The organism is Emticicia sp. C21 (assembly GCF_003418935.1).
Classification (GTDB): domain Bacteria; phylum Bacteroidota; class Bacteroidia; order Cytophagales; family Spirosomataceae; genus Emticicia.
The window spans coordinates 446,755-461,335 of sequence record NZ_QVMT01000002.1; the positions used below are offsets into that span (position 1 = coordinate 446,755).

Below are 14,581 nucleotides of genomic sequence, written 5' to 3' on the forward strand. Positions count from 1 at the left end.
TTATTGATTAACCGATAGTTTTCGGACAAAATTACTTCCGTTTTCTTCTTGTAGAATTACAAAGTAATTACCAGAAGTAAATCCTTTTATGTCAATAGTATGACTGAAACTTTTGTCAGTTGATTGCTTTAACGATCTACCCATTACATCAACTAATTGATAGCTGAATGCTTTTGAGGATTTAATGAATACTTTATCGGACGTTGGGTTCGGATATAATTGAATATGTATAGACATTTCTTCATTAGCTAAAATTATGGGTATAAAATTAGCCGAAATGATGCTTTCACAACCTTTTTCAAATACTTTTACCTGATAGTTGCCTACTTCTGTAAATTTTATTTTCTGTGATGTGAGGGGTAATTCCGTGGTATTAAAATACCACTTATTGCCCGCTGAAGCACTCGAAATTAAACTATCGTTTGATTGTTTAATCGTAGGCTGAGGAATGATTATCTGCGAGATTGTTATGGCATTTTCAGAGATATTCGAACAATTATTTTCGTTGGTTACTTTTAGTGCATATTTACCAGATGAGGCGGCGGTATAAAATTGATTGCTTGCTCCTTCAATTGCTGCATCATTCAGATACCACTGGTAACTAACCGCTTTTGAATCAGTTGTTAATATTGATTTGCTATCAACACATATATGGGTACCTAAAGAAGATGATATAACAGGAGCTATCGGAATAGATAATTCTTTGATTAGAATAGGTTGTGAACTCCTTTTACAACCAACCTTATCAATGACAGTAAAGATATACTCTCCTTTTTGCTTAATTATCGCATTATTATTTTGTGACTGAATCGTATCGTTTTTTGTCCATACGTAATTGTAAGGCTCAACTCCTCCCAAAATAGTTGCCTCTAATTGTGTAGAACTTCCCTTACATAATTCTTTCCTCCCGACTACATCTTTAATACTCAAGTCAGAAGGGGTAATGACTACGGCATCATTAGATATGCTTGAGCATCCGCTAGCATTTTTAACTTTCAGTAAGTAACTGCCGGGAACGGTTACATTATAAGATGGATTAACCTCGTCTTTAATTTCATGGCTATTTATAATCCATTGATAACCGCTTTCCTGATTATTAGTTGAAAGCGTGATATGTCCATCTAAGCATAGTATAGTATTGGTTGGTGGATTTATAACAGGCGGAACCGGATTGTCTGCTTTTTTAATATGTATTATATCTGAGTGGTTATAGCAACCAACATTATCAAAAACATGTAATATATAATCTCCCTCCTCACCTATTAAAGGATTAACTTTCTTAGAAACGATAGACGAATTTTTTATCCAGGTATATGAAAAAGGCGGAATGCCACCAGTAAGGGTCGGCTTTAATTCTGTCGAATCATTCGGGCAAAATTCCCTTTTACCAGCAATATCACTAATTTTTAAATTGGAAAAAGCACGTACTGAGACTGTAAAATAATTACTAGTGTAACTCTGACAAAGCTCATTATTAACTGTGGTTTCACACCAGGCATTATAGGTTGTAGTTACTTGTGGAGTAACATCGATCTGCTCTCCTCTTGCCCCAGTCGACCAAACTACAGTTCCTTCACAACCCCTAGTTCTTAAACTAAGTGGAGTACCTGCACAAATCTGACGAGTATCTGCTTCAATTATGGGAGCTGAACTATTAACGATATTTAACTCAACCTGGCGAGAAGTGGCTTCACATCCCTGTTGCCTGACTTTTAAAGTATAATTTCCAGTTTGAAAAGCTGTATAATAATAGTTGGTGGCAAATTGTATAGGGGCATTGTTTTTATACCATTGAAAGCTGAGATTAGTCAGATAAGCCATGTATTCCATCGAGACATTCCCCATCTTAGAAGATAATGACAAACTGCCATTTCTACAAAAGGTAGCATTTTCACCAGTAATGTCGAAATTTGTTTTACAAGGCGTGTCTGGAGATGCTAGTTTGAAAAGAAGGAAACTTGGGCCAGTATTATAATATATCCCATTTTTAACTGCGGTTACATATAATCCAAAATCAGAAGCACCATTTATATCCTGAATGACATAGTAATTACTATTGAAACTTTTAGACCACAATTGCTCATTACTAAAATTCAGTTTGATAATTGCATTATTCTTTATTATAAATATCTTACCATCGCCTGTGGTAGTAATTTTAGCAGAACTATAATTGGTATTTTTCCATTGTAACCCCCCTGCAGAATTATATTTGTATAAGCCTGTATTGGTACTAAATACACAGCCATTGTCGGATGTTCTTTCAAAATCGTTGATATTTTCTCCGATTAAAAGCCTTGTCCAATTGGCATTTCCGGTCGAAGTATTTAACTGAATAATACTTCGGTTACCAGAATTACTGCTATTTGTATAGGTATACATAATAGAAGGATCTGTAATAATCAATTGAGAAGCACCTAAAATATCGGTATTTGACCAAATAAGATTCCCTAATGCATTGTATTTTCTTATACCACTAGCACTTGCAATGATTACCCCATCATCGCTGGATGTTTGGATATCATTAACCGTACTACTTGAAAAGCCAGAAATATCAACCGACCACTCTATAGTACCATCATTCCTCATTCTTTTGAGCTCAGTGACGGGTTTATTATTAGTAAAAGAGTAGCCTTGTAGATAGAATCCATTAGCAAGCGTAGCGGTGGCAGTTTGCACATAAAAATAAATGTCGGTTAGTTCCCAACTCAAATTCAGACTGGCATCATATTTCTTAAAAACATGACTTGAAGTAAGGTAAGCAAGCACGCCACCATCCTGAGATGGGCATTGCAACATATAGGGGACATTACCTGAACCTCCTTCTACAGTAATATATTGATTTTTTACAAGGCCATCGGCATGAAATTTACTAATACTTGCCGAACCACTATTGGTATTCTGGTCCTTTATCAAGGCAAATAAAGTATTAGGACCTGGAGAAAGAGTGATGCTTCCACCTTTGGTTCCTCCATTATAGGGTTCTACCCATTCTATGGCAGGGGTTTGTTCTTGTGCATAGGAATAATAATAGGATAATAACAGCAAGAATGTAGCGTAAACAATTTTAGTCATATTTTATGCAGTATTTATTAATAGGTCGAAAATTAAATAATAATTGTTCATAAAGCAATGAATTATATTAACTTGAAAAAATCTATTCTCGATAGTTTGATATTTATTAACAAGCATTTATACGGATATTCTGAAAAATTGATTAACATTTGTACTAAATACCGACGAAACCAATGGAATGGACAATAACAGAATTAATCAATAAAAAAGACCTTGAAGGGCTTAGAAATATTCTTTCTCAAAACCCCGCACTTGCCAATGAGGGGTTACCCTACGATACCGCAAATACAGCCAAAGCACACCCGTTACATCGGATTTGCGATGGCGTATTTTCGAAACTTTATACAGATGAAGAGGGTGTAGAAATGGCAAAATTATTCCTGAAATATGGGGCAGATATTAACGGCGGTGAAAAGATACTAAAAAAAGATACCCCACTTGTGGCCGCAGCAAGCCTTCATGCCGATAAGGTAGCTATTTTCTATATAGACCAAGGCGCAGATATTAATCACCCGGGATGTCACGGAGGTACAGCCCTACATTGGGCGGCCTGGTGCGGCAGACCTAAAGTGGTAAAAAGACTTTTATCTACAAATATAGACCTCAATAAACTTTGTATTGACTTTAAATCAACACCGCTTTTCTGGGCAGTTCACGGTCTGAAATCAGGAGATAAAAAATATATAGAAGGACATCTGGAATGCATCAGGCTCCTGCTGTATTCAGGTGGTGACAAAAATATTCCCAACGCCGATGGAAAGACTATTTATGATTTGGTTGAGGAGGGGGATGTGGAGTTGAGGGCGTTGTTGGGGTGAAAGAATTTATGCCCACTTAAAAAGTTTAGATTACTTTAAAGTTATATTATAATAACCGCATTTCCGGTAAAACTATATATGCGTGAATTAAAACAAATTATTCTTTCACTTATTGAAGGGCGAAAAATAAATAAGCTAAAACAAAGCCTTCGTTTATTTATTGAAGAAGCAAAAACGCTTGGGTTAAGCAATCAATATTTAGAGGAAGCGATAGAGTTTCTTGAGTTTTTTGAATACGAACTGTGCTTTGACACTATTATTACTCAAATCTATGAATCCAATATTGAGATTGATAACGAGTTTTTTATTGAGATTTGTAAAATAGGTGAAATGTTGAAACTACCTATTGAGAACTATTCTTTTATAAAAGGGTGTATAAGAGAAAAGCATTCTTCCTAAACAAGTCAAAGAATAAGTCTCTGATATAATTAAAAGCCTATCGTTAAAATAAAAGTATCCTAAGAAGAATAAAGTTAAGAGGTAATTTTATGCATATAGTTTAATAAAAAGGTCTTGTAATATCATATTACAAGACCTTTTTATTGAAGTGACCCCGGAGAGGCTCGAACTCTCGACCCATTGATTAAGAGTCAATTGCTCTACCAACTGAGCTACGGAGTCTTAATATTTATGTTCTACTATCTGCGCTCTCAACCTACTGATTAAGAGCTGGTGACGTACACCGGCGACGTTCGCTCAATTGCTCTACCAACTGAGCTACGGAACGAACGTCGCCCGGTCTTATGGTTTGCAAATTTAATTTTTTTTGAATTACTGCCACTAATCTGGCTAAAATTATTTTCGGTTTCGGAAGAGTGTCTCAAAAAACTACTAACTTGCTATTCGTACTAGCTACTTTAGACCGATGCAAACACTAACACATTACCGTACTTGTAACCTATGCGAAGCCATGTGTGGGCTTGAAATCAAAGTAGAAGAAGGAAAAGTGACAAAAATTGAAGGAGATAAAAATGATCCTTTCAGTCGTGGACATATTTGCCCGAAAGCAGTAGCATTAAAAGATATTTACGAAGACCCTAATCGACTAAAATTCCCTGTTAAACGTGTAGGAGACAGTTGGCAACAGATTTCATGGGAAGAAGCCTTTGAAGTAGTGGTGAGTCGCATAAAAGATATTCAGGTAAAATATGGAAACAATGCTGTAGGTATGTATCAGGGAAATCCTTCAATACATAATTTAGGTACTTCCATGAATTCTCCGGCTTTTGCCAGGGCTCTACATACAAAAAACCTGTTTTCAGCTACCTCTGCCGACCAGTTACCCCATCATTTTGCTGCATGGCAAATGTTCGGGCACCCGATGCTGATGCCAATCCCAGATATTGACCATACCGATTATATGCTCATCATCGGGGGCAACCCTATTGCTTCAAATGGCAGTATTATGTCGGTCCCTGACGTGGCCAATCGCTTGAAAGCCATTCAGAAGAGAGGAGGTAAAGTAGTAGTGATTGACCCCCGTTTTACCGAAACAGCAGCAAAAGCAGATGAGCATTATTTCATCCGTCCGGGAGCAGATGCTTTTCTGTTATTAGCAATGATTCAAACTATTTTTACCGAAAACCTTATGAGCTTAGATAGACTAGCTGAATTTACTGATGGTGTAGAAAAGTTGAGAGAAATTGTAGCACCTTTCACTCCAGAAAGAGTGGAAAAACAGACAGGTATTTCTGCTGAGCTAATCCGTCAGTTAGCATACGATTTTACTCAGGCAAAAGCAGCAGTTTGCTATGGTAGAGTAGGGGTATCTGTACAAACTTTTGGCAGCATCGCTCAATGGCTGATTAATGCTATTAATGTATTAACCGGTAATCTGGATAGAGCAGGAGGGGCTATGTTTTCAAGTCCTGCCTTAGATTTTCTAGCCAGAGCCAGATCAGAGAATAAATTTAATCGCTGGCAAAGCAGAGTCAGGAAATTGCCTGAGTTCTTAGGCGAATTGCCAGTAGCGACTTTAGCAGAAGAGATTCTGACTGAGGGAGAATCTCAAATCAAGGCTATGGTTATCAGCTGCGGTAACCCGATCCTTTCTACGCCTAATGGCGGGCAGTTAGACAGGGCTTTTGAACAGTTGGAATTTATGGTGGCTATTGATATTTATATCAACGAAACTACTCGTCATGCAGATATTATTTTGCCTCCTGCTACCGGCTTAGAAGTTTCCCATTACGATACCACTTTCCATGTACTAGCCGTTAGAAATACGGCTAAATATTCAGAAGCCTTATTCCAGAAAGCAGAAGGCGCCAAATATGATTGGGAGATTTATCAGGAATTGGCGCATCGACTAAATAATGCACCTGATGTAGCCTTTAATCCGGAGCCTCCAGAGGTGAAACTGGACATGGGTTTGCAATTTGGGTCATACCAACTCTCTTTACAACAACTAAGAGATAATCCTCACGGTATTGATTTGGGTGCTTTGAAGCCAAGTCTACCTAAACGTTTATTGACGCCAGATAAACGAATTAATATAGCTCCAGATATACTGGTTAAAGATATAGAAAGATTGCAGCAATCTTTGAAAAGTGCGGATACTCAGAATGGATTTGACTATCTCCTGATTGGCAGAAGACACCTGCGCGATAATAATTCGTGGATGCATAATTCAGAGCGATTGGTGAAAGGGCGAAACAGATGTACTCTAATGATTCATTCAGCAGATGCACACAGACTTAATCTTGATAATCTATCAATAGTGAAAGTAACGTCAAGAGTAGGTTGTGTAGAACTACCAATTGAAATTACTGACCATATGATGCAGGGGGTAGTAAGCATGCCTCATGGGTATGGCCATGCAAGAAAAGGTGTGCAATTAGATGTAGCCGCTAAATATGCAGGCGTAAGCATTAATGATTTGACAGACGAATATGTTGTAGATGAATTGACGGGTAATGCAGCTTTTAATAATGTAGCCGTTAAAGTGGAAAAAGTAAGCTGAAATAGTTGATTAAAAGACAAATTATACGCTTGTTTCTTTATATTTGTAATCAATCTTTTCATTGATCTAACCTTACCAAATGCAATGCTTACCTCCCTTTCAAACTTCGCTCGGCGCCATGCCTCGGGTCGAAATGTGCTGATATTCTTTGTTTTGCAAATGATTATTTCAGCCGTAATTCTACCTTATATGCAAGGTAAATTTGACCCTACAAATACCCTAGGCGTATTAGACCTTAAATTTGGCTTCACAGCTGACGAAGCGTATAATATGCTGACTGCCTATGGAGAAGAAGGAAGAAAATACTACTTCTTTGCCGAAGCAGTGATTGATATTATCTATCCGATTATTTATACCATTACTAATATTCTCCTGTTGAGCTATGTCTTCAAGAGAGGTTTTGCACCTGATAGCTTTATACAACAGCTCAATATTTTTCCAATTTTAGCTACAATCGGCGATTTCGCTGAAAACGCAGGTATCATTGCCATGCTCAATGCCTTTCCTGAAAGAGCAGATGGTGCTGCCAGTTTTGCTTCCAGCGCAGGTATGTTCAAATGGGTAGCTTTTGGTATCAGCATTGCCTTATTTCTGATAGGTATCATCTCATGGATTATTGCTACTATAAATAGGAGAAAGGAGTAAGCGGACGCCGCGCGGAAACAAGGAGAAAGTAAAAACATGAAAATTAAATTTATGATACTTTCTCCATTCTCCGTGTTCCTTTCTCTATTTTTCCTAACCTTTGTATTTTAAAACTACATAATAATAAACAAAACATGGAGTATAGAAGATTTGGACGTACCGACTGGAACGTCAGTGAAATAGGATATGGTATGTGGGGATTAGCAGGTTGGACAGGCTCTGACCAGGATGAAGTAGGTCAGTCGCTTGACCGTTCGGTTGAATTAGGCTGTAATTTTTTTGATACAGCCTGGGGCTATGGTGCAGGAAGAAGCGAAGAGATTCTGGGAGATGTATTGAAGAAATATGCCAGTAAGCGCTTGTATTTTGCTACAAAGATTCCTCCTAAAAACTTTACGTGGCCATCAAAATCACACTTTTTATTAGAAGATTGCTTCCCTGCGAGCCATATCATTGAGTATACAGAAAAGAGTTTGAAAAACTTGGGGGTAGATTGTATAGACCTGCAACAATTCCATGTTTGGGAAGATGTCTGGGCGAATAACGATGATTGGAAAGAAGCAGTTACGAAACTGAAACAAGAAGGTAAAGTAAAAAACTTCGGTATCAGTGTAAATCGTTGGGAGCCTAACAATGTATTGGAAACACTGAAAACAGGACTGATTGATACAGTACAGGTAATCTATAATATCTTTGACCAGAACCCTGAGGATGAGTTATTCCCATTATGCAAAAAAATGGATATTGGTGTCATAGCCCGAGTACCATTTGATGAAGGTACTTTGACAGGCTTATTGACAAAGGAAACTACTTTCCCTGCCGATGACTGGCGTTCTACTTACTTTGTACCTGAAAACCTCATTCCAAGCGTCGAACATGCAGATGCTTTAAAACCTTTGGTACCAGACGGAATGACGATGCCTGAAATGGCCTTACGTTTCATCTTGTGTAATGACGATGTACATACCATCATACCGGGTATGAGAAAAATACGCCACGTAGAGGCCAATATCGGTAGTAGTGATGGCAAGAAATTAGACGAAAATCTCCGCTTAAAACTCAAAACTCATCGTTGGGACAGAACCCCGACAGAGTGGTCGCAATAAAATTGGAGCAAGCGGACGCCGTGCGGGAACAAGGAAAACGTAGAAGTTTTAAACAGAAAAATTTAAAACAGAAAATTTAAAACCGAAAAAGGTATCTTTTCTATTTTCCTTTCTCCCTGTTCCATTCTCCATTCTCCAAACATTTATGCTCGAAACAACAACAATAATCGCCTGTATAGCAGCTTTTTTTGCAGGTTTTATAGACTCTATTGTAGGAGGCGGGGGCTTGGTGCAAGTCCCCGCTTTGTTTATTTTATTTCCTTCTTATTCAGTACCGCAGATAATCGGTACTAATCGTTTTTCTTCATCTATGGGTACAGCAGTGGCAGGTTATCAGTACTCCAAAAAAGTGAAGATACCCTGGAAAACCGTATTGTATTCAGGCATTGGTGCGGCTATTATGTCATACTCAGGTGCATTGCTATCAAGCATGATGAGTGCCCTGATCTTAAAGCCTACTATTCTGATTTTAATGACCCTTATCGCTATTTACACCTACCGTACAAAAAACTTAGGACAAGACGAAAAACTTCGTTTCAGTCTGCAAGCCATTCCTTTTTATGGATTGTTGATAGGCATGGCAACAGGCTTTTATAATGGCTTTGTAGGTCCGGGTACTGGTAGTTTATTAGTATTTGGTTTTGTTAGTATTATCGGCTACAGCTTTTTATCGGCCTCAGCCATTTCAAAAGTAGTGAATGTAATAGCTGATGTGGCCTCTTTAATTTTCTTTGTGAGCAAAGGCTTCGTAATGTTCAAGATTGCTTTCCCGATGATGATTTGTAATATGGCAGGCTCTTATGTAGGTAGCAAAATAGCTATTCTAAGGGGCAATGCCTTTGTACGGATGATATTCCTGTTTGTGGTTTTTGGGTTGATAGTTAGGTTTGGGTATGATGTGCTGCAACTTTTTGATGAATTTTAAAACAACCTTATTTTGATATTTATTATTCGTGTTGATTTGTAAGCTTTTTTTTGTATTGTATGAAATAAAAGTCTTTCAGGGCTAGTATTAGACTTTTTTCTTTATCTTTGTTCACCTTATGTCATGAGCAAAACTATGTAAGTTTTATTTTACAGCTTCTTTAGTGCGCTTTCTCTCCTCATATTCGTTTACTGGAAATTCAAACTGACCATTTAAAAATTTGACAACCAGTGGATTGGCTGCTTTAGCGCGTCAATTACTTAACTATTATTTATTATGCCAAACTTTTATTTTAAAGCGACTCTGTATAGGAGCCTGTTATTCTTATGTTCTTTTGGTGCAATGGCGCAGAAAAACTTCTTTGTAGCAGATAATGTATCTTCTGCCCGTTTAAGTACCGACCCGTCTCTTACAAAAAACATTAAAAAGTCTGATTTTTATCAACTGAAAGAAAATGAATTAAGGGCTTATTTATCAAAAGCATCGCTTGAGTTTAGTAATGGTGCTGCACTACCACTGGAAATCCCTTTACCCAATGGAAAAATGGAAACCTTCAATATGTTTGAATCTCCTGTCTTGTCGCAACAAGTAGCTGCCAGACATCCGGAGATTAAAACCTATACGGGTAGAGGACAGTCGAATACCAATTACACGATTCGTATAAGTTTTACAGCCATAGGCTTTAACGCGATTGTTTTGGGTATTGATAGCGATGCTGCCTATTACGATAAGGTATCAAAAGATACATCAGACCATTTGTACCGGGTTTATTTTGCGAAAGATGCTGTAAGTCCTAAAAGCCTGAAATCTACTCTCGGAACTGGTAATAAATGTGGCGTGATAGACGCAAAATTTAATTTACCTAATACTGATAAAAATAATAAAATCAAGAGTCCGAATACCACTGCTAATAACTCAGGTGCTACGCTTCGTACTTTCCGATTAGCTATGGCAGCCGATGCTGAATTTACCCAGCAGGCAGCTTATGATGGCAATGCTACCAATGCATTTGCCGGTCTGGTTGGTTATGTAAATAGAATAAATGCTGTTTATCGGGTAGAACTAAGTGTAGCATTTACTTTAGTAAGTGATGTGAATCTGGTTTTTACGAATACAGCTACTGACCCTTACAACAACAATGACCAGGAGGCGATGCTTGAACAAAATCAAAGAACATTAGATTCATTGATTGGAACTGCCAACTACGATATCGGTCACGTTTTAGGAACTGCGGCTGGTTCAGGAGGTGGCATTGCTGCCAGTTCTTCGGCTTGTACCACTGAAGCAAAAGGTGCAGGGGTCTCTGGCGTGGGTGATGGTTCTTTTGCCCCTGTTTTTGACGACCAACTCGTTGCGCACGAGATGGGACATCAGTTTGGGATGAGTCATAGTTATAATAGCTCTATTCCGGTTTGCACTACCCGTGAGCCTGAAACTTCTGTTGAGCCAGGATCTGGTACTACTATTATGAGCTATGGCTATACCTGTAGCGATGGAATCGGAAATGATGATTACGAAACGCCCTATCAACCCTTTCTGAATTTTCATACAGTTAGTTATCAACAGGCGGAGGCGTACATTGCTACTTTAACTTGTTTTACTACTACTTCCAATAGTAATGTTGTTCCGGTTATTACGGTTTTTCCTGCCAATACAACTATTCCAAAATCAACACCATTTGTATTAAAAGGAAATGCTTCTGATTCTAATGGTAGTAATGTATTAAGCTATTCATGGGAAGGAACTAACGTTGGAACAGTTATACCAGACCATACTACATTGAATGATAATTCCAAATCCCCATTTTTCAGAAGTTATTCCCCTGTTGTTACAGGTACAAGATATTACCCTAGATTAGAGGCGATATTAAACGGCACAAACAAGGCTATCGGAGATAAGCTGCCATCAGTGGGAGTTATTACAACACACCGGATGACTGTACGGGATGGGGTAGGTGGAGTAACTTATAATGAGTTAACCGTAACAGTTGATGCCAATTCAGGGCCATTTTTAGAGACTACCAATCTGGCAGGTTCTTATGCTGGTAATAGCAGCAGAACAATTACGTGGAGTGTAGCCAATACCAATGTAGCACCTGTAAGTTGCACTCAGGTAAATATTTTGCTATCAACCGATGGAGGGTTAACATTTCCAGTCACACTTGCTGCCAATACGGCAAATGATGGTACCGAATCAATCATTCTTCCAAATGTAAATACTACTACAGCCAGAATCAAAGTAGAAAGCAGCAACAATATTTTCTTTGATATTTCTAATAGCAACTTTTCTATTACTGCTGGCTTTGGACCTCCTGATAACGTTTTAGTAAGTTCAACAGCTATTTGCAGTGGTACAAGCGTAACTTTATCAGCTACTTGTGCCTCAGGTGTGGTTACCTGGTATAATGTTGCTACTGGTGGTTCTGCGCTCGGCACAGGTAACAGCCTGAACCAGAGCCCAACGACTAATACTACTTATTATGCAGCTTGTGAAAACGGAGGTACTAAAAGTTCGAGAGTGCCAACGGGAACGGTTTTAGTGAATGCTTCGGCAGTAAATCTAACTGCTGATGTTTCAAGTGGCAATACCACATTTGCTGCTACACAAACGATTACGGCAACCAACAAAGTTATATCGCCAGCCAAAGTAAATTATAATGCAGGCAACGCCATTATATTAAACACAGGTTTTGAAGCGCAGAACGGAAGCACTTTTAAGGCTAGTATAGAAGGTTGTCAATAATAATTTAAGAATTATATGCTCTTCTAAATATCTTTTAGAAACTTATAGATATTTTGACACAAAGGTCCTCATTTGAGGGCCTTTGTTTTGACAAATTGTTAAGATGAGTGAGAGTCAGGGTATTGTTCAGGATACACTTAACTACTTAACCTCTTAGCTTTACAATCACATTAGTGCAAGCACTTCTCTTAATTACAAACATCACCCGATGCACGATAAGTAATTATTAAAGCATTCATTTGTTTCATATACATTTCTGTCAGTTTCATTCTTCACCCCGACACATCATATTGGGTCAATAGTACTCCTATAAAATCGACACGAACCAGAGTAGGATAGAGGTTTCTGTTAGCTAAATTCATGAATGCATAGCCACTCACCACTTCAAGTATCTTGCATAGTTTTTGTATTAGTTAATTAATACTTAAAACGCAGTTAAAATGTCATTAAAATTTCTGCATTAAATTTTCATTATTTCAAGATTTTCTGTTTTTTTTGTAATTATAATTTATTGATTATCAGTAATTTATGATAAAATCTTATATTGCTTTTATTAGAAGTTAAAGTGAAGTCAGAGAGGCGACTGTATTAATATTAAAAATGGTTTAGTAGCTTTGCACAACGTATGAAAATCTTGACTGGAAATATCAGACTAAGCCAGCCATTCCGATTATTCGGGATGGTATGCGGTCTATTTCTGGTTACTTCTATTTTTGTTAAGGGCAATAGTTCGAATACCGGAAATGAAAGACTCAATATTTCTTTCATTAAGGCAAATCAGCTGAACTCGCAGAGTATCATTTTTCAGGATTGGGAGTCAACGCTCCCATGCGATTTCCTATCGATTCTGAGTGCTGAAGAAGAAGTAGACCCTACTGACGAAAGTACAGGGGATGAATCTTCTGAAAGCGATTTCCCGTTACATATATCCTATTTTAATTACAACTTCGTAGAGAGTTCGTTTGTAAGCTTTAATTTATCTCTTCAAAAACGAATTACTATTCCCTTTTTTCTGCTCCATCATTCGTGGAAGATTCCATTTAATTCAATGGTTTCTTACTTACGTAAGTAAAAATCTATCTTTTTAAAGGTTTTTTAAGGCATTATTTAGTTTGAAATTCTTTTTCAATCAATAGGCTTACATTCTTATTTTTTAAAATATTCATGAAATATTCAATCATTTTTTTAGCAATTGCTGCATTTTATATTGCAGGTTGTAACCACGCTGAACATACAAAAGAAGAGGTGTCTGAGTTTATTGTAAGTAGCCCGATAAAGGTCGATACTTCTATAAACAAGGAATATGTCTGTCAGGTCAGAGCCAGTAACCACATAGAATTGCGCTCTTTGGAAAGAGGGTATTTAACAAAAATATATGTTGATGAGGGTCAGCATATCAAACAAGGGCAACCTATGTTTCAGATTATGCCACTGGTATATCAGGCCGAAATGGAAAAGTCGAAAGCTGACGTAGAATATGCTGAAATTGAGTATCAGAATACCAAAATTCTTGCTGACAAGAACATCGTTTCGCCACAAGAACTGGCCTTAGCCAAAGCGAAACTTGACCGTGAAAAAGCTGACTTAAAATTATCAAGTACGCATCTGGGTCTAACATCAGTTAACGCTCCTTTTAGTGGTATAATGGATAGATTCCATATGCGATTGGGAAGTCTGGTAGATGAAGGAGAATTGCTAACAACACTTTCGGACAATAGTAAGCTCTGGGTTTATTTTAATGTTCCGGAAGCTGAATATCTCGACTACGCTGCCCGTATCAAAAAAGAAGGGCCTCAAAAAGTAAAGTTGCTGATGGCAAACAACGAGATTTTTAACCATGACGGTCTTTTTGAAACCATTGAGGCAGATTTTAACAATGAAACAGGAAACATTGCTTTCCGTGCTACATTCCCGAATCCGGAAGGTATTTTACGACATGGAGAAACAGGTACAATTCTTTTGCCTTCGCATATTAAAGATGCCCTTTTGATTCCGCAGGAAGCTACTTTCGATATTCTGGACAAAAAATTTGTATTTGTGGTGGATGAAAAAGGCAATGTTCAAACCAGACAAATAACAACCGGATTAGAAATGCCTCATATTTATACTGTTACCAGTGGCTTGTCTACCAATGATAAAATTATAGTGGAAGGTTTACGTAAAGTGAAAAACGGAGACCATATCAAAACTAAATTTAAACCTTACAGGACGGTAGTTGAAGAGTTAAAGAACCTTCATGCAGAGTAAATTTTAATCTCATTGAAAGCCTTATGGGTTTCAGACAGTGCGACGATTCGCAACCTGTAAGGTA

General features: G+C 37.7%; 10 protein-coding genes and 1 tRNA gene. 9 read left to right on the top strand and 2 right to left on the bottom strand.

What is annotated here, in order from left to right:
- The gene (locus D0T08_RS06660) at nt 1-3,072 is read right to left on the bottom strand and encodes a T9SS type A sorting domain-containing protein (RefSeq protein ID WP_116981822.1); all 3,072 of its coding nucleotides are present in this window, start codon (nt 3,070-3,072) and stop codon (nt 1-3) included.
- Nucleotides 3,073-3,245: 173 nt separating this feature from the next.
- On the opposite strand from D0T08_RS06660, the gene D0T08_RS06665 reads away from it, so the two are divergent.
- Together D0T08_RS06665 and D0T08_RS06670 are read left to right on the top strand one after the other, a co-directional pair.
- Nucleotides 3,246-3,890, top strand: a complete 645-nt coding sequence (locus D0T08_RS06665; protein WP_116981823.1) for an ankyrin repeat domain-containing protein — start codon at nt 3,246-3,248, stop codon at nt 3,888-3,890.
- A 78-nt stretch (nt 3,891-3,968) separates the two neighbouring features.
- Nucleotides 3,969-4,289, top strand: coding sequence for a MafI family immunity protein (locus D0T08_RS06670; RefSeq protein WP_116981824.1), 321 nt, complete (start codon nt 3,969-3,971; stop codon nt 4,287-4,289).
- Nucleotides 4,290-4,438: 149 nt separating this feature from the next.
- Here D0T08_RS06670 and D0T08_RS06675 read toward each other — a convergent pair.
- Nucleotides 4,439-4,511 (bottom strand) — tRNA-Lys (locus D0T08_RS06675).
- 244 nt (nt 4,512-4,755) lie between these two features.
- Here D0T08_RS06675 and D0T08_RS06680 point away from each other — a divergent pair.
- From D0T08_RS06680 to D0T08_RS06710, 7 genes are all read left to right on the top strand, one after another.
- Nucleotides 4,756-6,852 carry a molybdopterin oxidoreductase family protein gene (locus D0T08_RS06680; RefSeq protein ID WP_116981825.1) on the top strand — a complete coding sequence of 699 codons (2,097 nt, stop codon included), beginning with the start codon at nt 4,756-4,758 and terminating at the stop codon, nt 6,850-6,852.
- Nucleotides 6,853-6,936: 84 nt separating this feature from the next.
- On the top strand, nt 6,937-7,497 hold the full coding sequence (locus D0T08_RS06685) for a hypothetical protein (RefSeq protein ID WP_147322721.1): 561 nt from the start codon (nt 6,937-6,939) through the stop codon (nt 7,495-7,497).
- A 134-nt stretch (nt 7,498-7,631) separates the two neighbouring features.
- The gene (locus D0T08_RS06690) at nt 7,632-8,603 is read left to right on the top strand and encodes an aldo/keto reductase (RefSeq protein ID WP_116981827.1); all 972 of its coding nucleotides are present in this window, start codon (nt 7,632-7,634) and stop codon (nt 8,601-8,603) included.
- A gap of 145 nt (nt 8,604-8,748) precedes the next feature.
- Nucleotides 8,749-9,528 (top strand): TSUP family transporter, encoded by a 780-nt coding sequence (locus tag D0T08_RS06695; RefSeq protein WP_116981828.1) that lies wholly within the window; start codon nt 8,749-8,751, stop codon nt 9,526-9,528.
- A 276-nt stretch (nt 9,529-9,804) separates the two neighbouring features.
- Nucleotides 9,805-12,270 (top strand): reprolysin-like metallopeptidase, encoded by a 2,466-nt coding sequence (locus D0T08_RS06700; protein ID WP_116981829.1) that lies wholly within the window; start codon nt 9,805-9,807, stop codon nt 12,268-12,270.
- 625 nt (nt 12,271-12,895) lie between these two features.
- Nucleotides 12,896-13,342 carry a hypothetical protein gene (locus D0T08_RS06705; RefSeq protein WP_116981830.1) on the top strand — a complete coding sequence of 149 codons (447 nt, stop codon included), beginning with the start codon at nt 12,896-12,898 and terminating at the stop codon, nt 13,340-13,342.
- 92 nt (nt 13,343-13,434) lie between these two features.
- Nucleotides 13,435-14,517 (top strand): efflux RND transporter periplasmic adaptor subunit, encoded by a 1,083-nt coding sequence (locus D0T08_RS06710; RefSeq protein WP_116981831.1) that lies wholly within the window; start codon nt 13,435-13,437, stop codon nt 14,515-14,517.
- Nucleotides 14,518-14,581 lie beyond the last annotated feature (64 nt).